Below are 22,357 nucleotides of genomic sequence, written 5' to 3' on the forward strand. Positions count from 1 at the left end.
CCTTCATGGACTTCTGCATCGCCGCACCGCCCACACGCGACACCGAGATGCCGACGTCGACCGCGGGACGCTGGTTGGCGTTGAACAGGTCTGACTGCAGGAAGATCTGGCCGTCAGTGATCGAGATGACGTTGGTCGGGATGTACGCCGAGACGTCATTGGCCTTGGTCTCGATGATCGGCAGACCGGTCATCGAACCTGCACCGAGCTCGTCGGACAGCTTCGCGCAACGCTCCAGCAGTCGGGAGTGCAGGTAGAAGACGTCACCGGGGTACGCCTCACGTCCCGGCGGGCGACGCAGCAGGAGCGACACGGCGCGATAGGCCTCGGCCTGCTTGGAGAGGTCGTCGAAGATGATCAGCACGTGCTTGCCGGCGTACATCCACTCCTGACCGATGGCCGAGCCCGTGTAGGGGGCGAGGTACTTGAAGCCGGCCGAGTCGGAGGCGGGAGCGGCCACGATCGTGGTGTACTCCAGCGCGCCGGCCTCCTCGAGGGCGCCACGCACGGCGGCGATGGTCGAGCCCTTCTGACCGATGGCGACGTAGATGCAGCGGACCTGCTTGTCCGGATCACCGGATTCCCAGAAGTCCTTCTGGTTGATGATCGGGTCGATCGCGATCGCGGTCTTGCCGGTCTGCCGGTCACCGATGATCAGCTGGCGCTGACCGCGGCCGATGGGCGTCAGCGAGTCGATCGACTTGAGGCCCGTCATGAGCGGCTCGTGGACGCTCTTGCGCTGCATCACGTTGGGGGCCTGCAGCTCGAGCGCGCGACGCTTGTCGCTGGCGATCTCGCCGAGTCCGTCGATGGGTGCGCCGAGCGGGTCGACGACACGGCCGAGGTAGGCGTCACCGACGGGCACCGACAGGACCTCGCCGGTGCGGCGGACCTGCTGGCCCTCCTCGATGCCGGAGAACTCCCCGAGGATGACCACGCCGATCTCGCGGACGTCGAGGTTGAGTGCCAGACCGAGAGTGCCGTCCTCGAACTCGAGGAGCTCGTTGGCCATGGCCGACGGGAGGCCCTCGACGCGCGCAATGCCGTCACCGGCCTCGGCAACGATGCCAATCTCTTCGGTGGCCGCAGCGCTGGGCTTGTAGTCGGCCACGAACTTCTGCAACGCGTCGCGGATCTCGTCCGGACGGATCGTGAGTTCCGCCATGAGTGTGCCTGCCTTCTTCTTCGGGGAGAGTGGGTCAGCCTGCAAGTCGCCGACGGGCGATCTCGAGGCGAGTGGACATGGAGCCGTCGACGACCTCGCCACCGACGGAGACAGCAATGCCTCCGACGACCGAGGGATCGACGAGGATGTTGAGGTGGACCTCGCGGCCGTACTTCTTGGCAAGAGCCGCAGCGAGACGGGTCTTTTCGGCTTCGTCGAGGTCGTAGGCCACGCGCACCTCAGCGAGCACACGGCTGCGACGTGCAGCAGCTGTCTCGCCGAAACCGGCAAGGACCTTCTCGAACGATCCGGTGCGTGCCGCAGCGGCCTGGGTCGCAAGGGCGATCGTCGTTGCGGTGACGTGGCCGTCGAGAAGCGAAGCCAGCAGGGTGCCCTTGGCCGAAGCCGGGAGTGCGCGGTCGGAGATGACCTGACGAAGCTCGGCATCGGACTGCACCATGCGGCCCACCTCGAACAGCTCGGTCTCCAGCTCGTCGAGCTCACCAGCGGCATCGGCCGCAGCGACCTGGGCGGTCACTCCCGCGGTCTCGAGCCCGTCGGAGAGGTCACGCATCGAAGCCCAGCGACCGCTGACCGCGGTGTCGAGGACCGACAGCGCGTCAGCGCTGATCTGAGACGCGAAGACCTGCTTGACCAGGCCGACCTTGGCCGTGGCCTCGGTCGACGGATCGGTCAGGACGCGACGCAGTGCAGGGGCGCCGTCAAGCGTCGAGACGACCCCGAACAACTCCGCTCCGAGGTCGCCCGACGAGCCTTTGACCGCATCGACTGCGGCCAGGACCTCCTCGAGTGACTTCGCTGAAATGCCTCGCATCAGTTGGCCGACTCCTCGAGCTCGGCGATGAAGCGCTCGACGGTGCGCTTCTGGCGTGCGTCGTCTTCGAGGGACTCACCCACGATGCGACCGGCGAGCTGCGTCGCCATGGAGCCGACCTCGCCCTTGAGCTGGGCGAGAACCTGTGCGCGCTCGGCCTCGACCTGCGCGTGCGCCGTCGAGGTGATGCGTTCGGCCTCTGCCTGCGCCTGGGCGCGGAGCTCGGCGATGATCTGCGCACCCTGCTCCTTGGCCTCCTCACGGATGGCCGTAGCTTCGTGACGCGACTCGGCGAGCTGCGCTGTGTACTTGTCGAGAGCCGCCTTGGCTTCCTTCTGAGCGGACTCCGCCTGCTCGATGCCACCTTCGATGGCAGCGGTGCGATCGGCGTAGGCCTTTTCAAAGTTGGGTACGACGTACTTCTTGATCGCAAAGACCACGATGGCGAAGACGACGAGGCCAAGAACCAGCTCACTCCAGACCACGGCCAGTGGGCTGTGCTCCTCGGCCGCGGCGGCCAACAGTGTCGGGTACATGGAGATTCCTGTCCGCTACGAGATCAAAGGACGAAGGCGAGGGCGATGCCGATGATGGCAAGTGCCTCAGCCAGGGCGAAGCCGAGGATGGCGATCGCCTGAAGACGCGACTGCGCCTCGGGCTGACGTGCGACCCCGTTGATGTAGGCCGCGAAGATCAGGCCGATGCCGATACCAGGACCGATGGCCGCGAGGCCGTAACCGATCATGTTCAGGTTGCCGTCGAGAGTGCCGTTCACCGCATTTCCTTTCGTTGTGACGCGGAGTTCCGCGTCGGTGATGAGACGTATGAAGTTGTGGGTCAGGGTCGTGCGGGGTGATGACTCAGTGCTCGTCGGCGAGTGCTCCACCGATGTACATAGCAGTCAGGAGGGTGAAGACGTAGGCCTGCAGAAACATCACCAGGAGCTCGAGGAAGCTCACCAGTATGCCGAGCAGGAAGGACAGGAGGCCCACGGGTGCGTAGGCGATCTTGTCGGACTCGAAGATGAGGAACGCTGCGCCGGTCGAGAACAGGATCAGCAACAGGTGGCCGGCGAACAGGTTGGCAAAGAGTCGTAGTGCCAGCGTCGCGGGGCGCACGATGATGTTGGAGAGGAACTCGAGCGGGATGATGAGGGCGAGGATCGGGCCTTTGACGCCGCCGGGAACCGTTGAGCGCCTGAGGTAGCCGAGCACACCGTGCCGGCTGATGCCCGCCACGTTGTAGACGATCCACGTCACGGCAGCGAGTCCGTAGACGTAGCTGATACGCGAGAAGCTCGGGAACTGCAGGAACGGGATGACGCCGTAGTAGTTGTTCACGAAGACGAACAGGAACAACGAGAACAGGTAGGGCACGAACTTCATGAAGTCGCGCGTGCCGATGGAGTCGCGCGCGATGCCATTGCGGACGAAGTCGTAGACGTATTCGCCCGCGAACTGCAGACGGCCCGGCACGACGGCGGCCTTGCGCGACGACACGTAGGTGGCGCCGATGATGAGCACGGCTGACAATGACAGGAGCAGCATCGACTTGGTGACGCCGAAGCCGGCGATCTCGAAGGCCGGGGGGAGTTCAAAGCTGCCCGGACCCGGGGCGATGAATCCACCGGATTCCGACGCGATGAACAGCGAAGCTACGGTCGTCACTCACTTACCCTTCAGATGGCGCGGTCGGCTAGATCATCGCGGCTACGGCCAGCGTCATTGCGGTGCGGATCCGGGACCACGAGGGGCCGAGATCGGTCTCTCCAATGATGCCTTTTCCACGAGAACGAAGCCTCTCGGGCGTGGCCCGTGGAGTCTCGTTCATTGCGCCTTGAGATTATCAGGCGGTCACGGTTGGGTGTCACGCAGGTCATACAACGGCACCCTCTCCCGCGTGGAGGCCAAGACCCGCAGGAAGGTCCACGCAAGGGTCGTGACGATGACCGTCACGCCAAGAGCCTTCCGGTCGAGGTGCCGCCCCAACCCCTCGGGGTCGAGCAGCACCGTCATGAGGGCGACGAGCGCGATGATCTTGGTCAGGAAGAATGTCATGGCGACGGCGAGCGAGAGGTGCGGGCTCACCTTGCTGATGGGGCCGAGCACGATCGGGCTGGAGGCGAAGAACACGCAGACCATGACCCCACCCACGAGCGCGCCGCCCACCCCCTGGGCGCCGACGACGAACGCCGCGACGACCGCGCACACGAGGGTGACTCCCAAGGCGGGCAGGACGCTGTGTCGCAGGAGGCTCATGACCAGACCTTTTCTTCGAACTTGGGAAGGAGGAACACCGCTGCGATCGTGATGATGGTGAGTGCGCCGAAGCCGGCGATCGACTTCCAGCCGCTGAACAGGCTGATGACGACGCTGCCGAAGGCGACGAGGCCCGCGAACGCGTACATCAGCAGGACTGCGCGGCGGTGGGAATGTCCGATCTCGAGAAGTCGGTGGTGGATGTGCATCTTGTCGGGGCTGAACGGCGACCGGCCAGCGCGCGTGCGGCGCGCGACCGCGAGTGCGAGGTCGACGAAGGGCACCATCAAGATGGTGAACGGCAGTATCAGGGGCAGCAGTGCAGGCAGGAAGCTCGCCTGCGCATCGCCGATGCCCTCCGACAGCCCCTCGGCCGGGAACTGGCCCGTGAGGCTGATGGACGAGCACGCCAGAACGAAGCCGATCAGCATCGAGCCGGAGTCGCCGATGAACATGCGTGCCGGGAAGAAGTTGTGCGGGAGGATGCCGACGCAGACACCGGCAAGCGCTGCCGTGAGCAGCGCCGCCGCGATCGCGCGGGTCTCACCGTTCTCGACGGCGAGCACGAAGGCGTAGGCGAAGAAGGCGACTGCACCGATCGCGACCATGCCGGCGGCGAGCCCGTCGAGCCCGTCGACGAAGTTGACAGCATTCGCGGTGCCGACGATCAGCACGACCGTGAAGATCACCGCCTGCACCTGGTCGAGCCCGAGGTAGTTGCCGTAGAGCGGCAGGTAGACGAACTGCACGCCCTGCGCGACGACGATGATGCCGGCAAGGACCTGTCCGGCGAACTTGCTGAGCGCATCGAGCTCGTAGAGGTCGTCGACAACGCCGACAGCACAGATGACGGCACCGCCCAGGATCACGGCACGGGCGTCCTTGAACACACCGTCATCGGCGAGGGACAGGAACGGCAGGTGCGTCGCCACGAGATAGGCGGCGACGAGGCCGCCGAGCATGGCTGGTCCACCGAAGTAGGGGGTCGGGATGGCGTGGACGTCGCGGTCACGCACGCGGGCGACGGCCCCGAAGCGAACCGCTGCCATCCGCGCGATCGACGCGAGCAGATAGGTCACCCCCAGCGCGACGCCGAAGACGGCGAGGTATTCCCTCACTCCCGTGGCCTCAGCTCGTCTGGGCTCACTGGTCGACGTCCTCGTCGAGACCTTCGATCGTGTTGTTGAACGTGTGGAGCAGCTCGAGGTCGATGGGGCCGGAACGCAGGATTCGCGGCGTGGAGCCAGTCGCGTCGAGGATCGTCGAGGCCATGCCCGAGGCGCTGGGGCCGCCGTCGAGGTAGACCGCGACCCTCCCGCCCAGCATGTCCTCGGCCGCCTCGATGGTCTGCGCCGCGGGCTCGCCGGTGATGTTGGCGCTGCTGACGGCGAGCGGGCCTGTGTGCTTGAGGAGGGCGAGCGCACGCTTGTCGGCGGGCATCCGCACCGCCACGGTGTTGTGGGTCTCGCCAAGGTCCCACGTCAATGACGGCTGCTGACGGCAGATGACCGTCAGCGGGCCAGGCCAGAGCGCCTCCACCGCAGACCGGAGCCATGAGGGAATGTCGACCGCGAGCGCATCGAGCGTGGTGGGGGAACCGACGAGCACGGGCGGCGGCTGCTGGCGACCGCGCCCCTTGGCGTCGAGGAGGTTTTGCACCGCCCTGGGTGAGAAGGCGTCGGCCGCGAGCCCGTAGACGGTGTCGGTCGGCAGGACGACGAGCTTGCCCTCCTCGAGGGCGGCCTGAGCCGCCAGGAGTCCCCTGTCGAGCTCGTCGTCGATGCTGCAGTCGAACTTCACTCGGTCATCCTAGAGCCCGCTCGCGAGTCACTCAGTACCGCTCGCGAGTCACTCAGGGTCAGAACCAACTGACTTTCTGGAAGAGAAAGGCAATGGCAAGGAACTGGATCATGCGGCCGGCGAACACCATTGTCAGGAAGAGCCACTGGGGCTGTCGCGACGCTCCGGCCATGATCGTCACGATGGCAAGCGGCGGCACCCCGGTGAGGGAAGAGACGAACGCCGTGAGCGCGCCCGCGTAGGGACGGTCGAGCAGACCGAGGAGCCAGTCGCTGACCCGCCGAACCCATCCGACGAACGCGTTGCGGGCCGCCTTCCGTTCGACGGAGCGGATCTTGCGGCTGCCCTTGCGGGCGAGCTGGAAGACGAAGGCCTTGCCGATCGTCGTGGCAATGACGAGCGAGACGATCGCAAGGAGCAGCGTGAGGCGGTTGTTCACCATGGTGCCGAGGCCGCCGACGAACACCTCGGCGTTGACGAAGATCGGCAGCAGGGCCGAGCCGATCCCCACCGCGAATGCGGCCCCGAAGAGTGCCAGGTCGCCGCCCATAAGAGGGCCAGCCTATCGGCGCGCCGCCCTGATCGGCGCCACGCCACGTCATCGGGGCTTGCGGGCCGTGACGTAGCGCGGTCGGCGAGCCAGGTCCTGGTTGTCGCGCACCTGAGCCCACCGGGCGGTGAACACGTCCGGCGCCGACTCCCCTTGGGCGTCGGCGTGCTCCGCCCCGACCACTCCCCCGGGCTTGAGCAGCCGCCAGGCGATCTGCTCGACGACACGCATCGCGTCAAGGCCGTCGTCGCCGGACCACAGGGCGAGCGACGGGTCGTGGTCGCGCACCTCAGGCGCCACGCTCTCCCAGGCATCGAGCGGGATGTAGGGCGGGTTGGCCACCACGACATCGACTGTGCCGTCGAGGTCGGTGAAGGCATCGGCCATGTCACCGAGCCGCAGGTCGACGCCTGTGCCGACCAGGTTGCGCTGCGCCCACTCGAAGGCTGGCTCGTCGAGCTCGACGGCGTGCACTGCGGATCGGGGCACCTCGTGCACGACGGAGAGGGCGATCGCGCCCGAACCTGTGCCGAGCTCGACCACGACCGGCGCGTCGAGCGCCTTGGCGTGGTCGATCGCCCAGCCGGCGAGGATCTCGGTCTCGGGCCGGGGGACGAACACGCCCGGACCCACCTCGACCTCGACGTAGCGGAACGACGCGGTACCGGTGAGATGCTGAAGCGGGAAGCGTCGAGCGCGCGCATCGACGAGCACAAGGAAAGCGTCGCGCTGCGCAGAATTCGGTTTGGCCTGACTCAGCAGCGCGAGGCGAGGCACGCCGGTGACGTGGCTCAGCAGCTCCTCTGCATCGTGACGCGCGGACGCGACACCCGCAGTGTTGAGAGTCTTGGTCGCGTCAGTCAGCAACCGTTCGGCGAGCGTGCGGACAGTCACGAGCCGGACTCGACCGCCGCGAGTCGTTCGGCGAGCTCGGCCGTGACAAGCGAGGCGATGACGTCGTCGAGCGCGCCGTCCATGACCTGGTCGAGGTTGTAGGCCTTGAAACCCGTGCGGTGGTCGGAGAGCCGGTTCTCAGGGAAGTTGTAGGTGCGGATGCGCTCAGAGCGGTCGACCGTGCGGATCTGCGACTTGCGGACGCCCGCCGCCTCGGCATCGGCCGCGGCCTGCGCGGCCTCGAGCAGCCGTGCACGCAGGATGCGCATGGCCTGTTCCTTGTTCTGCAGCTGGCTCTTCTCGTTCTGGCAGCTCGCGACGACGCCTGTGGGCAGGTGGGTGATGCGCACGGCCGAGTCGGTGGTGTTGACGCTCTGCCCGCCCGGCCCGGACGACCGGTAGACGTCGATGCGCAGATCGCTGTCGTGGATCTCGACGTCGACGTCTTCGGCCTCGGCCAGCACGAGGACACCGGCCGCAGAGGTATGGATGCGACCCTGCGACTCGGTGACCGGCACCCGCTGGACGCGGTGCACGCCGCCCTCAAACTTCAGCAGCGCGTGAGGCGCCTCTCCCGGCTCGGGTGTGCCCTTGGCCTTGACTGCCATCGTCACCGACTTGTAGCCCCCGAGCGCGGACTCCGTGGCATCGAGGATCTCGGTCTTCCAACCGCGCTGCTCTGCGAATCTGGCGTACATGCGCTGCAGGTCGCCAGCGAACAGGGCCGACTCCTCGCCGCCCTCGCCGCCCTTGATCTCCAGGAGGACGTCCTTGGAGTCGGCCGGGTCGCGAGGGACGAGCAGCCGCTGCAGCCGTTCGGCCAGCTCATGCAGGCGGGGCTCGAGCGTCGCGATCTCCGCGACGAAGCTGTCGTCCTCGGAGGCCAGCTCACGCGCGGCCTCCAGGTCGTCGGTGACCTGCAGGTAGTCGCGATACGTCTTCACGATCGCCGACACCTCGGCATAGCGCTGCCCCAGCTTCTTGGCCAGACCAGGATCGGAGTGCACCGACGGGTCGGACATGCGTCGCTCGAGATCGGCGTGCTCGGCGACGAGCGTCTCGACGGCCTCGAACACGCAGGCTCCTCTGGCTGATGGGTGCGAGCAGGACAACGGCACCGACCCGTACGCGAGGTAGGGGTCGGTGCCGGTGCAGAACTACTTGCTGTCGGTCTCGGCAGCCTTGGCAGTCTCGGCCGTCTTCTTGGCGTAGCGCTTCTCGAAGCGGGCGACGCGTCCACCGGTGTCGAGAATCTTCTGCTTGCCGGTGTAGAAGGGGTGGCACGCAGAGCACACGTCGGCACGGAGGGTGCCCTCGGTGGCCGTGCTGCGGGTCGTGAACGAGTTGCCACAGGTGCAGGTGACCTGAGTCTGGACGTACTCGGGGTGGATGCCTTGCTTCATGATGTCCTCTCGGCGGTCGCTGGGTCGTGCTGCGGGTTGCGGCGCGTGAACCAGAACCAAGGAGTGATTGTGCCAGTTGACACTCATCATAAGGAAATCGGCCACCTGTTTGTTCCCCGTGGACCACTCCCGCCCGAGGCTCAGGCCGGCAAGAGCCTCTCGATGTCGGACTTGATCTTCTCGGGCTTCGTGGCCGAGCCGTAGCGCTTGACGACATTGCCCTTGGTGTCGATCAGGAACTTGGTGAAGTTCCACTTGATCTTGGACGGTCCGACGCCACCCTTCTCCTGTTTGAGCCACTTGTAGAGCGGGTGGGCCCCGTCGCCGTTGACCTCGATCTCCGAAAACAGCGGAAACGTCACGCCGAAGTTCTTCTCGCAGAAGGTGGCGGTGGCTTCGTCGCCGTCGGGATTCTGGTGGCCGAACTGGTCGCACGGGAAGCCGGGCACCAGGAGGCCCCGGTCGACGTACTCCTGGTAGACCTCCTCCAGGCCCGAGAACTGCGGGGTGAAACCGCATTGGGTTGCGGTGTTGACGACGAGGAGCACCTTGCCCTTGTAGTCGGCGAGAAGGCGCTCGGAGCCGTCGATGGCGGTGGCAGAGAAGTCGTATGCGGTGGTCATGCGGACAAGCCTAGAGGCGCGCCACACCGCCGACCATCCGAAATGCGCGGCCGACGCACGAAGGGTGCAACCGGCTTCCCGGTTGCACCCCTCCGTGGTCGTGCGGTGAGTCAGCTGCCGTCGCTGGTGCCCTGCGGCAGTGTCTTGTTGATCTGCATCAAGAACTCCAGGTTGGTGTCGGTCTTCTTGAGCTTGTCGAGGATGAGCTCGAGGCCCTGCTGACTCTCGAGGCCCGAGAGCACCCGACGGAGCTTCCAGACGACTGCGAGCTCGTCCTTTGCCATGAGCAGCTCTTCACGACGAGTGCTCGAGGCGTCGACGTCGACGGCCGGGAAGATGCGCTTGTCGGCGAGATCGCGACGCAGGCGGAGCTCCCAGTTGCCGGTGCCCTTGAACTCCTCGAAGATCACTTCGTCCATGCGCGAGCCGGTCTCGACGAGTGCGGTGGCCAGGATGGTGAGTGAGCCGCCGTCCTCGATGTTGCGGGCAGCCCCGAAGAACTTCTTCGGCGGATACAGCGCGGAGGAGTCGACTCCGCCGGACATGATGCGTCCGCTGGCCGGTGCCGCAAGGTTGTAGGCGCGGCCGAGCCGGGTGATGCCATCGAGCAGCAGCACCACGTCGTGTCCGAGCTCGACGAGCCGCTTGGCCCTTTCGATGGCGAGCTCGGCGACCATGGTGTGATCGGTGGCCGGACGGTCGAACGTCGAGGCGATGACCTCACCCTTGACGGTGCGCTGGAAGTCGGTGACCTCCTCGGGACGCTCGTCGACGAGGACGATCATCAGGTGGCACTCGGGATTGTTCTCAGTGATGGCGTTGGCCACAGCCTGCATGATCATGGTCTTGCCGGCCTTGGGCGGCGAGACGATGAGGCCGCGCTGACCCTTGCCGATCGGGGCGACGAGGTCGATGACCCGGCCGGCCAGCCCGCCCGCCTCGCCCTCGAGGCGCAGGCGCTCCGACGGGTAGAGAGGCGTCAGCTTGGCGAACTCGACGCGCTTGTTGGCCTCGTCGATCGTCATGCCGTTGACCGACTCGATCTTGACCATCGGGTTGAACTTCTCCTTGCGCTCGCCCTCACGGGGCTGGCGCACCTGTCCGATGACGGCGTCACCGCGGCGAAGGCCCCACTTGCGGACCATCGAGAGGGAGACGTACACATCGTTCTCACTGGGGAGGTAGCCAGTGGTGCGCACGAACGCGTAGTTGTCGAGGATGTCGAGGATTCCTGCGGCCGGGACGAGGACGTCGTCGTCGGTGTAGGTCGTGTCGACGTCCATGCTGCCGCGCCCGCCAGCGCCGCCGGACTGGTTGCGGTTGCGCCCGCGACGGTTGCGACGCCGGCTGTTGCCGAACTCGTCGTCCTCGTCGAAGCTGCTTGCCGCAGCATTGTCAGTGGTGGCGTTCTGGTTGCGGTTGTTGCCTCCGCCGGCGTTCTCGTTCTGGTTGCGGTCGTTCTGGTTGCGATTGGTCTGGTTGCGGTTGTTCTGGTTGCGGTTGTTGCCGCCGCCGCCACTGTTGTCGCCGCCATTGTTCTGTTTGCGGTTGTTCTGGTTGCGGTTGCGGGTGTTCCCACCGCCTCCGCGCTGCTGGGACTCGTCACCAGCGGAGTCGTCCTCGCTCGAATCAACCTTCGGCTCGGTGCGCGCTGCCTGCTCCGCCTTGGCGGCGGCCTTGGTCCGGGCGGGAGCCTCGGCGGGCTCGTTGCGCGATGCACCCGCGGTGTCGACCTCGGGGGAATCGCCCTTCGAGGTGTCGACCTTGCTGGGCGCCGCGGCAGCAACGGCTGCCTTGGTCGAGGTGCCAGCGTCACCGCGGGCGATCTTGATGGCGTCGATGAGGGCGCCCTTGCGCATCTTGTCGGCGCCGGTGATGCCGAGCTCTCCGGCGATGACCTGAAGCTCGGCGAGCACCTTGCCGCCGAGTCCGCCCCCGGTCTTCCTGGGAGTCACCGGAACGGCTTCTGCCGCGGTGCCGGGTTCGGGAGGGATGGTGGTATCAGTCACGTGGGTTCCTTTGGAGTGAGGCCACAGGCCGACGTCCGGAATGACCGGAACATGTGAAAGCTTGCCCGAATCGGACGGACGGCTAGCTCTGGTGGCTCTGCTACTTGCTTGTCACTGTCGGGGAGTATGAACTCGACTCCGACTTCTCAACTGTAACACCCTCGCTTCGCCATGCACTCTGGTTCGGACCATGTCGCCGCCCCGGCTGGTCAGCAGACGTGGGCGCCGATCTGGTCGACGGACAGCTCGTGCGCCGACCAGCCGGCAGGGGCCCGGTCGGCGACGCCCCGGGCGAACGACAGCACGGTGGGGCCGGCCCCGGAGATGATGGTGGGCACCCCCTCGACCCTCAGCTGCTGCAACAGCTTGTACGAGTCGGGCATCGCGGTGGAGCGGTACGACTGGTGGATGCGGTCCTCGGTTGCCGAGATCAGACGCTCCGGTGCAGACGTGAGTGCGGCGATCAGCAACGCGGCGCGACCGGCGTTCAGCGCGGCATCTCGATGCGGGACCGACTCGGGCAGAAGCCCGCGGGCCTTCTCGGTCGACACTGCGCCCGGCGGAACGAACACCGTCACGTCGACTTCTGTGTGGAGGCGTTGCACCTCCGCGGCCGCACCCTCGTTCCAGGCGATGGTGAGCCCACCGAACATCGCGGCGGCGACGTTGTCCGGATGCCCCTCGAGGTCGGCCGCCAGCTGGTAGGCGGCGAGGCCGTCGAGCCTGGTGTCGCCCGCATCAACCAGCGCGCGCGCCAGCAGGATGCCTCCCACGATGGCGGCGGCCGACGAGCCGAGGCCGCGGCCGTGCGGGATCGCGTTGACGCAGGAGAGCCGGAGGCCGGCAGGGCGTTCGCCGAGCAGGTCGAACGCCGCGCGCATCGCCCGCACGACCAGGTGCCCGTCGTCGAGCGGCACTCCCCCGGAGCCCTCGCCCTCCACCTGGATCTCAAGTCCCTCGGGGATGACCTCGGCCGTGACGTCGTCGTACATCGACAACGCCAGGCCGAGCGCGTCGAAGCCCGGTCCGAGGTTGGCGCTGGAGGCGGGAGTGCGCACGGTGACCTGCCCGGACACAAATGTCATACGAGCCCGGCGACCTGCGCCGCGGCGTGCACATCGGGCTCGATGACCGAGTCGACGATCGAGTCGACGCCCGACAGCGCGGTCTCAGTGTCCTTGAGGCCGTGGCCCGTGACGGTGATGACGACGGTGGCGCCGCGCTCGACCTCGGCGGCAGAGTTCAGCAGACCGGCGACACCTGCGGCCGACGCCGGCTCGACGAACACTCCCTCACGGGACGCCAGCTCGCGCTGGGCGCTGAGGATCTGTTGGTCGGTCACGGCATGGATGCGACCGGCTGAGTCGTCGCGGGCAGCGACCGCGAGGTGCCACGACGCCGGGTTACCGATGCGGATCGCGGTGGCGAGGGTCTCGGGATGCTCGATCGGATGACCCAGGACGAACGGAGCGGCGCCTTCCGCCTGGAACCCCCACATCGCTGGGGTGTTCTGCGAGATGCCTGCCTCGGCATACTCGCGGTAGCCCAGCCAGTAGGCCGAGATGTTGCCGGCGTTGCCGACCGGCAGGACGTGCAGGTCAGGTGCTTCGCCGAGGACGTCGACGATCTCGAACGAGGCCGTCTTCTGCCCCTGGATTCGCACCGGATTGACCGAGTTGACCAGTGCGACGGGATATTGGTCGGCGAGGTCGCGCGCGACCTGCAGGCACTGGTCGAATCCACCATTCAGCTGGATGACCGTCGCGCCGCACATGACAGCCTGGGCCATCTTGCCGGCCGCGATCTTGCCGTGCGGGACAAGCACGATGGGGGTGAGCCCCGCGTGGGCGGCATAGGCGGTCATGGAGGCCGAGGTGTTGCCTGTCGACGCACACACCACGGCCTTCGCCCCTTCGCCACAGGCGACCGAGATGGCTGCGGTCATGCCGCGATCCTTGAACGAGCCGGTCGGATTGTTGCCCTCGACCTTCAGCCAGACGTCGCCGTGCACGATGCCGGAGAGCCACCCTGAGTGGACCAACGGCGTGCCGCCCTCGCCCAGCGAGATGACGGGGGTCTGCGGGGTGACGGGGAGCCATTCGCGATATTCCTCGATGACTCCTCGCCACAGGTGTGCCTGCCTGGGCATCAGAAACCTCCCTCGACGCGCATCACCGAGGTGACGTCACGCACCATGTCGAGCCCACGCAGCGACGCGACGGTGGCCGACAGCGCAGCGTCCTCGGCCTCGTGCGTCACGATGACGAGCTGTGCGTCAGAGCCGCTGCCCTCCTGCCGCACGGTCTTGATCGACACGTCGAACTCGGCGAACTGCTGGGCGACCGAGGCCAGGACCCCCGCACGGTCATCGACGTCGATCGACACGTGGTAGCGGGTGCGGGCCCGCCCCATGTCGAGCACCTCGAGCTGTGCGTGCGTCGACTCCCCCGGTCCGAACACGTCGCTGCGACGGTTACGGGCCACCGAGACGACGTCGCCGAGCACGGCGCTGGCGGTGGGTGCGCCGCCGGCTCCTGGGCCGTAGAACATCAGCTGACCGGCCGACTCACTCTCGACGTAGACCGCGTTGTAGGCGCCCCGCACGCTGGCGAGGGGGTGGGAGTCGGGGATCATCGCCGGGTGCACGCGGGCCGACACCGCTGGACCGTCGGGCGTGTCGCGCTTTTCGCAGATGGCGAGCAGCTTGACGACGCAGCCCATCTCGTTGGCCGACCGGATGTCTGCCGCACTGACGTCGGTGATGCCCTCGCGGTGCACGTCTCCGATCGTGACGCGGGTGTGGAACGCCAGCCCGGCCAGGATCGCGGCCTTCGACGCGGCGTCGAATCCTTCGATGTCTGCCGTCGGGTCGGCCTCGGCGTAACCGAGCCGCTGCGCCTCGTCGAGCGCCTCGGAGAAACCCTGACCTGTCGTGGTCATGGCGTCGAGGATGAAGTTGGTGGTGCCGTTGACGATGCCGAGCACGCGCTGCACCCTGTCGCCGGCAAGTGATTCGCGCAGCGGACGGACGATGGGAATGGCGCCGGCGACAGCTGCCTCGAAGTAGAGGTCACGCTCGGCCTTCTGAGCTGCCTCGAAGAGCGTCGCGCCATCCTCGGCGAGCAGGGCCTTGTTGGCCGTCACGACCGAGGCGCCGTTCTCGAGCGCGGAGAGGATCAGCTCGCGGGCCGGCTCGATACCACCGATGACCTCGATCACGACGTCGATGTCGCCGCGGCCCACGAGCCCCGCGGCATCTGTGGTGAACAGATCCGTCGGAACGTCGAGGTGCCGGTCGCGACCAAGGCGACGGACGGCGATGCCCACGAGCTCGAGGGGTGCGCCGACGCGCTGGGCGAGCTCGTCGGCGTCGCGCGTCAGGAGTCGCGCCACCTCGGTTCCGACGACTCCGCAGCCCAGCAGGGCGACACGGAGCGGACGACCGGGGGGCCACACAGGTGCGCTCACCTCTCAAGAGTATCGGCGCCCGCGCCCCCGTGACCCACTCCCCTAGGAGAACCGGCATCGGGAGAGCGCGCCCGCGGTACCGAAGTCGTGAGGTCATAACTCCGACCACCCCTGCCTCGTTGTCACCACCGGGGCAGCGGTCCACGCCATACCCGTAGGACACCGAGCCGCAAGCACCCAGATCGAGGACGTCGATGAATCTGTCGAGCACGCGAGTACGCCGAGCGGCCCAGATCGCCATGGGAGTGGGTGCCGTGGTCATCATCGCCACGCTCTTCTCGCTCTGGAGGGGCGGCTCGTCCGACAACCAGTCTGCGGTGGGCAACGACCCCGCAGCATTTCTGCCCTACGAGTCGGGTGGCGTCCAGTCCGACAGCGCCACCAGCAACGCTGGCAAGAACCCGCTCAAGGCAGGGCCGAAGGATCCGTTCGCGTTCTCCTTTGGAACCACCGCACTCCAGGACGTGGTCCTGAGCGCGCGCTCCGACGGTGACATCTACCTCGGCTACCTCTTCCGCGCCGACCTAGGTGGGGTCAAGGTCGTTCCTCGCTCGTTCTCCTTCAAACGCACCGTGCGAGGCCCGTCGCCCGCGGTTCTCTTCGCCGTCGAGGGCCTGTCCGGCGCCTCGTACGTCACCTGCACGATCAGCGTCAACGGCAGACAGATCAAGTCGAGCACGGTGCGGGGTGAGGGCAAGATAGCGGTCTGCCTGGGCTGAACGCCGGGTCTCAGGGTCAGACCTGACCCGCATCCGCCCCGCGACCAAAGCAGCACGGAATCAGCCCTCCAGGCGCGTCGACAACAGCAACGCCACGGCCGAGACCAGCGCAGCAAGGCCGAACATGAGCAGGTAGCCGGTCATCTCCTGGGTCGAGAGCAGGGCAGCGAAGACGACGCTGCCGAGGGCCAGCACCAGCGAGTCGACGACTGCGCCGCTGATTTGCAGCGACGCACTGTTGACACCGTGCTCGCCCGGTCTGGACTGATCGAGCAGCAGCACGGCGAGCGTCGGCGACGCCAGACCCATGCCGAGCCCCCCGATGCTCCACACCGCGGCGGCGACCACGACAGGAACGTTCGACGCCAGCGTCAGGAAGCCCGATCCGATGCCGACGAGGACGCAGAGCGAACCCAGCCGCACCCGCAGGGGCTTCGACGACAATGCCGGGACGTGCGCAGCCAACCAGGAGCCGCTGAACCACAGCACCGCGGCTGTCGTCAGGAAGAGTCCGGCCTGGGAGGGGCTGAGCCCCCGGTGCTCCACGAGCGAAAGCGGGACATATGCCTCGGCACCGACGTATCCGGCGCCCAGCGCGCTCCGGGCGATGATGACGCTCGGCAGACCGCGCCGCCCGCGCCACGTCCCGGCCGGAAGCAGGCGCGGGGCGCACGACATCACGAGAAGCAGGGACACCACGAGCTCCAGCGGCCACCAGCTCGTCGAGCGTTGTCCGGCGATGCTGATCGACAGGATGCCGGCGGCGGTCAGCACGGCCCACCAGACCCGATGACGATCGCTGACTACCGACGGCTCACCGTCCAGCCGTTGAAGCACCTGCCAGATCAGCAGCAGCGACCCGATGGCGACGGCCGGCACGCCGAGGAACACCCACCGCCATCCGAGAACCTCCGCGATGAGTCCGGCGGCTGACGGGCCCAGCAGTGCGGGCAGCACCCACGCACTCGTCATGACCGTGAAGACTCGTGGGCGAAGCTGATCCGGGAACACCTGTCCGATCACGACGTAGAGCCCGACTCCGATGAATCCCATGCCGAGTCCCTGCACTGCTCGACCGATCAGGAACACCGGCATCGTCGGCGCGAGGCCCGCGACGACCAGTCCGGCCGCGAAGATCCCGACACCCGCGCGAAGGGCCGTGCGGGGCCCGCGGCGATCCATCATCGGGCCGGCGACCGTCATGGACACCACGGCTACCGCGGTCGGGGCGGCGAACGACAGGGCGTACAGGCCGAGTCCGTCGAGATCTGCGGCAACGACCGGCATGACCGTGGCGACGGCGAGCGCCTCGAAGGCCACGAGGAAGGCCAAGGCAAAGATGCCAGCGACGACTCGGCGGTGCTCACCCGACCACAGGCTGTCGGGGTTCTGGGCAATCAGCTGCACGCGGTTCCTCCTGGGGGTCTGCCACCAGTCGACAACCTCAAGTATGGTTGAGGTCAATCGGAGGAGCCATGCCTTGACCGCAGGAATCACCCATCCACCCCTCACGCCGGGTGAGGTGGCGACGCGTGCCGGGGTGGCGGTCTCAGCCCTGCATTTCTACGAGCGCGAGGGTCTGATCGCCAGCAACCGGACGTCGGGCAACCAGCGGCGGTACCACCGCGACGTCCTCAGGCGTATCTCGTTCATCCGGGTGTCGCAGGGCCTCGGCATCAGCCTCGCAGACATCCGCACTGCGCTCGACTCCCTGCCCGACGACACCGTACCGACGAAGGCCGACTGGGCCCGCTTGTCGCGCAACTGGCGCACCGACCTCGACGCGCGCATCGACCAGCTCCAACGGCTGCGCGACAACCTCGACAGCTGCATCGGCTGCGGGTGCCTGTCGCTCAAGAGCTGTGCGCTCTACAACACGCACGACCGGCTTGCCGCCGACGGGCCCGGAGCGCGTCGGCTCCTGCGTCAGCCACTGGACCAGCCCTAGCCAGAGAGGCTGACCGCGAGGTTGATGGTGGTCGCCACGATCAGGGTGCCGAAGACGTACGACAGCAGCGCGTGCCGTAGTGCCGTCGCCCGGAACTCGCTCGTGCGCAGGTCGGTGTCGGAGATCTGGTAGGTCATGCCGAGGGAGAACGACACGTAGGCGAAGTCGATGTAGCGGGGGTCGTAGGGGTGGACGTCCGAGTTGAAGTCAATGCCGCCGACGACGTCCGTGTAGTACTGGCGCGCGTAGCGCAGCATGAACAACGTGTGGATCAGCAGCCACGACAGCGCGACGCTTCCCAGGGCCCCCGCCGCGAGCACCCCGCTCCGAGTGTTGGATGCTCCCCGTGCCTCGACGAGCAGCAGCGCGACCGCGCCGATGCTTGCAAGACTGGCCAGCAGGATCATGAACTCCGCGACACCGCGCACAGGATCTTCACGTGCGGCATGGCTCGCCGTGCCGGCACCGTCCATCCGTCCGACGACACACCAGACCCACGCGACGTAGACGAACGAGGCGGCTGCCCAGCCGACCACCAGCGCCAATGTCCAGCTGTTCTGCGCCGCGGTCATGCTCGTCGCCGCGACCCCGGCGACGAGCATGACCACGAATCGCAAGGCGTAGCGGTGGGTGATCGGCGTCGAAGACATGCGACTAACCGATGTCGAGGGCGAGCAGGTCGTCCTCGGTCTCGCGGCGCACGATGACCCGCGCCTCACCCTCGCGGACTGCCACCACCGCGGCGCGGGGAACATGGTTGTAGTTGCTCGCCAACGAGCGGCAGTAGGCGCCGGTGCCGGGCACCGCCAGTAGGTCGCCGGCCGCCACGTCGTCGGGCAGAAACTCATCCTTGACCACGATGTCACCGGACTCGCAGTGCTTGCCCACGACCCGGCTGAGGACGGCCGGGGCGTCCGACGTGCGCGACGCGAGCGTGCACGAGTAGTCGGCGCCGTAGAGGGCAGGGCGGATGTTGTCGCTCATGCCGCCGTCGACCGACACGTAGCGTCGGAAGACACCGCCGTCGAGCGAGACCGACTTGGTGGTGCCGACCTCGTACAGGGTGAAGGTCGAGGGGCCGGCGATCGCCCGGCCGGGCTCGATCGAGAGGTGAGGCACCCGGACGCCCAGCGCGGCGCACTCGTCGTTGACGATCTTGAGCATGCCGCTAGCGAGGTCGGCAGGGGTGGAGGGGTCGTCCTGTGTCGTGTAGGCGATGCCGAAACCGCCGCCGAGGTCAAGCTCGGGCAGGACGACGCCGAAGACCTTCTCGACCTCGGCATGCACCCCCAGGATCCGGCGGGCCGCGACGTCGAAACCGTCGGTGACGAAGATCTGCGAGCCGATGTGCGAGTGCAGACCGCGCAGCTCGAGCCCAGGCTCGGCGAGCACGCGACGGACGGCGTCGAGGGCGTCGCCACCGGCGATCGAGAAGCCGAACTTCTGGTCCTCGTGGGAGGTGGAGATGTACTCATGGGTGTGTGCCTCGACACCCACCGTGACCCGGATCAGGACCGAGGCGGTGACGCCCAGCTCGGCCGTGAGCTCGCGCAGCCGGGCGATCTCCTCGACGGAGTCGATGATGATGCGTCCGACGCCGACCTCGAGCGCCCGACGGAGCTCGGCGACCGACTTGTTGTTGCCGTGCATGCCGATGCGGGCCGCAGGAAACTCGGCCTTCAGCGCGACCGCCAGCTCACCGCCGGTGCACACGTCGAGGCTGAGACCCTCGTCGGCGACCCATCGAGCCGTCGCGACGCACAGGAACGCCTTGCCGGCGTAGTAGACATCGGCGGCCGGAAAGGCCTCCTTGAACGCTCGGGCGCGGCGACGGAAGTCGTCCTCGTCGACCACGTAGGTGGGTGTGCCAAACTCCTCCGCGAGGTCGATCGCCGACTCACCCGCGACCGTCAGCACACCGTCGACCTTGGACACCGACGACGCCCACAGGTGGGAAACGAGCTCGTTGGGATCTTCAGGCGTGCGCAGCCACGTCGGGCCGCGGTCGCCAGCACGGGCATGGACGGCACCGGCCTCATGGGAACGCATGTCTACATCCTCTCGGGCGCGGAGACACCCAGCAGCCCGAGCCCGTTGGCGATGACCTGGCGCGTGGCAGCGACGAGCATCAGCCGCGCGCGGTGCAGCTCGCTGGGCTGCTCGTCGCCCTTGGGCAGGACGTGTGCGACGTCGTAGAACTTGTGGAAGGCCGCGGCAGTGTCCTCGAGGTAGCGCGCGACCCGATGGGGCTCACGCAGCTCGGCGGCACGCGCCACGACGCGTGGGTAGTCGGCGAGGGCACGCAGGAGGGCGCCCTCCTGGTCGACCACGAGCAGGGACGGGTCGAATGTTTCCACGTCGATCGTGACGCCGAGATCGACGGCGTTGCGCACGATCGATGACAGGCGCGCGTGGGCGTACTGCACGTAGTAGACCGGGTTGTCGCTGTCCTGCTTGGCCCACAGGTCGAGGTCGAGGTCGATCATCGAGTCGGTGGAGTAGCGCGCGAGAGCGTAGCGGGACGCGTCGACACCGATCGCTCCGACGAGGTCCTCCAGCGTGATCACCGTGCCCGCACGCTTGCTCATGCGCAACGGCTCGCCATCGCGCACGAGGTTGACCAGCTGACCGATCAGCAGCTCGAGGTTGACCCCCGGTGTGTCTCCGAAGGCCGCGCACATCGCCAACATCCGCGACACATAGCCGTGGTGGTCGGCGCCGAGCATGATCAGGCAGCGGTCGAATCCGCGCTCACGCTTGTTGAGGTAGTAGGCGAGGTCACCGGAGATGTAGGCAGGCTGACCGTCGGACTTGATGACCACGCGATCCTTGTCGTCGCCGAAGTCAGACGTCCGCAACCAGGTGGCATCGTCCCGCTCGTACATCATCCCGAGTTCCTGCAGCCGGGCGATGGCGCGGTCGACGGCGCCGGACTCGTGCAGGTCGTTCTCGTGGAAGAACACGTCGAAGTCGACACCGAAGTCGTGCAGGCTCCTCTTGATCTCGGTGAACATCAGGTCGACACCCTCACCGCGGAATGTCTCGAGCGCGGCTGCCGCCGCCAACGTCGTCACGTCGGGATGCTTGGCGACCACGGTGCTGGCGATGTCGGAGATGTACTGGCCGCCGTAACCGTCCTCGGGAGCCTCCTCGCCGCGCGCGTCGGCAAGCAGGGACCGGGCGAACCTGTCGATCTGGACACCGTGATCGTTGAAGTAGTACTCCCGTGTGACCTCGGCACCGATGGCCGACAAGATGCGGCCGAGCGAATCGCCGACCGCTGCCCACCGGACGCCACCGATGTGGATCGGTCCGGTGGGGTTGGCGCTCACGAACTCGAGGTTGACCTTCTGCCCCGCATACAAGCTGCTCGTGCCATACGTCGTGCCGGCCGCGACGATCTGCGGGGCCAGAGCGCCCTGCGCACCGGCATCGACCCGGATGTTCAGGAATCCGGGCCCGGCGACCTCTGCGCTCGCGATGCCCTCAGCAGCGCTGAGCTCGTCGGCGAGAAGCTGCGCGAAGTCGCGGGGGTTCATGCCGGCCTGCTTGCCCAGCCGCAGGGCGATGTTGGTGGCGTAGTCACCGTGCTCCCTGACCTTCGGACGCTCGACCAGAACCTCGGTCGGCACGCCGTCCGGCAGCGCGATGGTGCCCGCCTCGCTGAGGGAGGCAAGCGCCGCGACGATCGTGGCGGAGAGCTGTTCTGGAGTCACCCCCCAACCCTATCGGTCGGTTGTGGGGGCCCGAAGAAGACCGCCAGCGCGCTCGCTGCGGCTGGAGCCGGACGAATCGGCCGCGAACGTGGACGACCCGCAGGGCTGTGTCGTTCTTCCGGAGAGGAGGACACAGGTCGAGTGGACAACTCGACGCCCTGCGGGTCGGGTGACTGCGGGATTTTCGCCGCCACCGGCCGTTGCCTTGCGGCTAGCGGACAGCCACCTCACAAGTCCAAGATCTATTCATTCCTGGAACCACCTCCTATCCGTGTGAGACAACCGTACGTCTCCCGGGGGCGTCGCTCAAGTGCTTTTTATGCTCGACTCGTCGCCGCTCCCGTACCGGCTCATGACGTCGAGCACCGTGAGGATCAGGAAGTCAGGATCGAACGGCTTGGTGACGTACGCGTCGACACCTGCCCTCAGCCCTCGTTGGATGTCGGCGGGATGGCCCTGGGTCGACACCATGACGATGGCGATGTTCCTCGTTCGCGGGTTCGCACGGATCGCCGTGACGGTCGAGACGCCGTCCATTCTGGGCATCATCACGTCGACCGTGATGGCATCGGGCATGACCAACGCCTTGCTCAGAATGTCGAGGCAGTCGACGCCGTCGACCGCCTCGTCGACCTCGAATCCGGCGAGCTCCATGTTGGTCCGGATGAGGAACCGAATCGAGGCGGTGTCGTCCACGACGAGCACTCTGGGCATGGCCATCACGGTATCGCCCGTGGGGTAGGCTCACACCGCAGTTGGCCGCATTGGCCCCCGTAGCTCAGGGGATAGAGCGCCGCCCTCCGGAGGCGGAAGCGCAGGTTCGAATCCTGCCGGGGGCACACCGCGAGACTGACGTTGCTGTTGCACCTACCCCGGCGCCCAGGATTCGGGGAGGAGGGCGCCAGCGCCCGACGGAGTCCTGCCGGGGGCACTCCGCCAGACTCACGTTCCTGCCGCACCTCCCCCGGC

24 protein-coding genes and 1 tRNA gene are annotated in these 22,357 nt (G+C 67.2%); 3 read left to right on the plus strand and 22 right to left on the minus strand.

Annotated features, from left to right (window positions below):
* The 17 genes from atpA to H7290_RS13570 form a co-directional block, all read right to left on the minus strand.
* On the minus strand, nt 1-1,165 hold a 1,165-nt coding region (gene atpA, locus H7290_RS13490), incomplete at its 3' end, for a F0F1 ATP synthase subunit alpha (RefSeq protein ID WP_290514534.1).
* 34 nt (nt 1,166-1,199) lie between these two features.
* Nucleotides 1,200-2,000 carry a F0F1 ATP synthase subunit delta gene (locus H7290_RS13495; RefSeq protein ID WP_290514535.1) on the minus strand — a complete coding sequence of 267 codons (801 nt, stop codon included), beginning with the start codon at nt 1,998-2,000 and terminating at the stop codon, nt 1,200-1,202.
* Complete coding sequence (locus tag H7290_RS13500; RefSeq protein WP_290514536.1) at nt 2,000-2,536, minus strand: F0F1 ATP synthase subunit B; 537 nt, start codon at nt 2,534-2,536, stop codon at nt 2,000-2,002. Before H7290_RS13500 ends, H7290_RS13495 begins: the two co-directional genes overlap by 1 nt.
* Nucleotides 2,537-2,559: 23 nt before the next feature.
* Nucleotides 2,560-2,745, minus strand: a complete 186-nt coding sequence (gene atpE, locus H7290_RS13505; protein WP_290514556.1) for an ATP synthase F0 subunit C — start codon at nt 2,743-2,745, stop codon at nt 2,560-2,562.
* 115 nt (nt 2,746-2,860) lie between these two features.
* Nucleotides 2,861-3,667 (minus strand): F0F1 ATP synthase subunit A, encoded by an 807-nt coding sequence (atpB, locus tag H7290_RS13510; RefSeq protein WP_290514537.1) that lies wholly within the window; start codon nt 3,665-3,667, stop codon nt 2,861-2,863.
* 186 nt (nt 3,668-3,853) lie between these two features.
* Entirely contained in the window at nt 3,854-4,258 is a 405-nt protein-coding gene (locus H7290_RS13515) for a hypothetical protein (protein ID WP_290514538.1), read from the minus strand.
* Nucleotides 4,255-5,376: a glycosyltransferase family 4 protein gene (locus H7290_RS13520; RefSeq protein ID WP_290514539.1), complete on the minus strand. Its 1,122-nt coding sequence runs from the start codon at nt 5,374-5,376 to the stop codon at nt 4,255-4,257. Before H7290_RS13520 ends, H7290_RS13515 begins: the two co-directional genes overlap by 4 nt.
* Nucleotides 5,377-5,401: 25 nt before the next feature.
* Nucleotides 5,402-6,058 (minus strand): L-threonylcarbamoyladenylate synthase, encoded by a 657-nt coding sequence (locus tag H7290_RS13525; protein ID WP_290514540.1) that lies wholly within the window; start codon nt 6,056-6,058, stop codon nt 5,402-5,404.
* A 58-nt stretch (nt 6,059-6,116) separates the two neighbouring features.
* Nucleotides 6,117-6,608, minus strand: coding sequence for a VTT domain-containing protein (locus H7290_RS13530; RefSeq protein WP_290514541.1), 492 nt, complete (start codon nt 6,606-6,608; stop codon nt 6,117-6,119).
* Between the two features lie 48 nt (nt 6,609-6,656).
* Nucleotides 6,657-7,502 carry a peptide chain release factor N(5)-glutamine methyltransferase gene (prmC, locus tag H7290_RS13535; RefSeq protein WP_290514542.1) on the minus strand — a complete coding sequence of 282 codons (846 nt, stop codon included), beginning with the start codon at nt 7,500-7,502 and terminating at the stop codon, nt 6,657-6,659.
* On the minus strand, nt 7,499-8,578 hold the full coding sequence (gene prfA / locus H7290_RS13540) for a peptide chain release factor 1 (protein WP_290514543.1): 1,080 nt from the start codon (nt 8,576-8,578) through the stop codon (nt 7,499-7,501). The genes prmC and prfA overlap by 4 nt, the downstream gene beginning before the upstream one ends.
* Nucleotides 8,579-8,659: 81 nt before the next feature.
* A complete protein-coding gene (gene rpmE / locus H7290_RS13545) occupies nt 8,660-8,905 on the minus strand; it encodes a 50S ribosomal protein L31 (RefSeq protein WP_290514544.1) in 246 nt (81 codons plus the stop codon).
* Between the two features lie 140 nt (nt 8,906-9,045).
* Nucleotides 9,046-9,528, minus strand: a complete 483-nt coding sequence (locus H7290_RS13550) for a glutathione peroxidase (RefSeq protein WP_290514545.1) — start codon at nt 9,526-9,528, stop codon at nt 9,046-9,048.
* A 110-nt stretch (nt 9,529-9,638) separates the two neighbouring features.
* Complete coding sequence (gene rho / locus H7290_RS13555) at nt 9,639-11,483, minus strand: transcription termination factor Rho (RefSeq protein WP_290514557.1); 1,845 nt, start codon at nt 11,481-11,483, stop codon at nt 9,639-9,641.
* A gap of 263 nt (nt 11,484-11,746) precedes the next feature.
* Nucleotides 11,747-12,622 carry a homoserine kinase gene (thrB, locus tag H7290_RS13560; protein WP_290514546.1) on the minus strand — a complete coding sequence of 292 codons (876 nt, stop codon included), beginning with the start codon at nt 12,620-12,622 and terminating at the stop codon, nt 11,747-11,749.
* Nucleotides 12,619-13,686 (minus strand): threonine synthase, encoded by a 1,068-nt coding sequence (thrC, locus tag H7290_RS13565; protein ID WP_290514547.1) that lies wholly within the window; start codon nt 13,684-13,686, stop codon nt 12,619-12,621. Before thrC ends, thrB begins: the two co-directional genes overlap by 4 nt.
* Nucleotides 13,686-15,005: a homoserine dehydrogenase gene (locus H7290_RS13570; RefSeq protein ID WP_290514548.1), complete on the minus strand. Its 1,320-nt coding sequence runs from the start codon at nt 15,003-15,005 to the stop codon at nt 13,686-13,688. The genes thrC and H7290_RS13570 overlap by 1 nt, the downstream gene beginning before the upstream one ends.
* A gap of 194 nt (nt 15,006-15,199) precedes the next feature.
* Here H7290_RS13570 and H7290_RS13575 point away from each other — a divergent pair, with 194 nt between their 5' ends.
* Nucleotides 15,200-15,724, plus strand: coding sequence for a hypothetical protein (locus tag H7290_RS13575; protein ID WP_290514549.1), 525 nt, complete (start codon nt 15,200-15,202; stop codon nt 15,722-15,724).
* Nucleotides 15,725-15,784: 60 nt separating this feature from the next.
* On the opposite strand, the gene H7290_RS13580 is transcribed toward H7290_RS13575, so the two are convergent.
* Nucleotides 15,785-17,131 carry an MFS transporter gene (locus H7290_RS13580; RefSeq protein ID WP_290514550.1) on the minus strand — a complete coding sequence of 449 codons (1,347 nt, stop codon included), beginning with the start codon at nt 17,129-17,131 and terminating at the stop codon, nt 15,785-15,787.
* 73 nt (nt 17,132-17,204) lie between these two features.
* Here H7290_RS13580 and soxR point away from each other — a divergent pair, with 73 nt between their 5' ends.
* Complete coding sequence (gene soxR, locus H7290_RS13585; protein WP_290514551.1) at nt 17,205-17,672, plus strand: redox-sensitive transcriptional activator SoxR; 468 nt, start codon at nt 17,205-17,207, stop codon at nt 17,670-17,672.
* Here the strand turns inward: soxR and H7290_RS13590 are convergent.
* From H7290_RS13590 to H7290_RS13605, 4 genes are all read right to left on the minus strand, one after another.
* On the minus strand, nt 17,669-18,322 hold the full coding sequence (locus tag H7290_RS13590) for a DUF1345 domain-containing protein (protein WP_290514552.1): 654 nt from the start codon (nt 18,320-18,322) through the stop codon (nt 17,669-17,671). The two genes, soxR and H7290_RS13590, sit on opposite strands and share 4 nt — an antisense overlap.
* A 4-nt stretch (nt 18,323-18,326) precedes the next feature.
* Nucleotides 18,327-19,721, minus strand: a complete 1,395-nt coding sequence (lysA, locus tag H7290_RS13595) for a diaminopimelate decarboxylase (protein WP_290514553.1) — start codon at nt 19,719-19,721, stop codon at nt 18,327-18,329.
* A gap of 2 nt (nt 19,722-19,723) precedes the next feature.
* On the minus strand, nt 19,724-21,388 hold the full coding sequence (argS, locus tag H7290_RS13600; protein WP_290514554.1) for an arginine--tRNA ligase: 1,665 nt from the start codon (nt 21,386-21,388) through the stop codon (nt 19,724-19,726).
* 306 nt (nt 21,389-21,694) lie between these two features.
* A complete protein-coding gene (locus tag H7290_RS13605; protein ID WP_290514555.1) occupies nt 21,695-22,102 on the minus strand; it encodes a response regulator in 408 nt (135 codons plus the stop codon).
* A gap of 53 nt (nt 22,103-22,155) precedes the next feature.
* On the opposite strand from H7290_RS13605, the gene H7290_RS13610 reads away from it, so the two are divergent.
* Nucleotides 22,156-22,227, plus strand: a tRNA-Arg gene (locus tag H7290_RS13610).
* The last annotated feature ends 130 nt before the right edge of the window (nt 22,228-22,357 follow it).

The sequence above is a fragment of the Aeromicrobium sp. genome, assembly GCF_014378035.1.
Taxonomy (GTDB): Bacteria; Actinomycetota; Actinomycetes; order Propionibacteriales; family Nocardioidaceae; genus Aeromicrobium.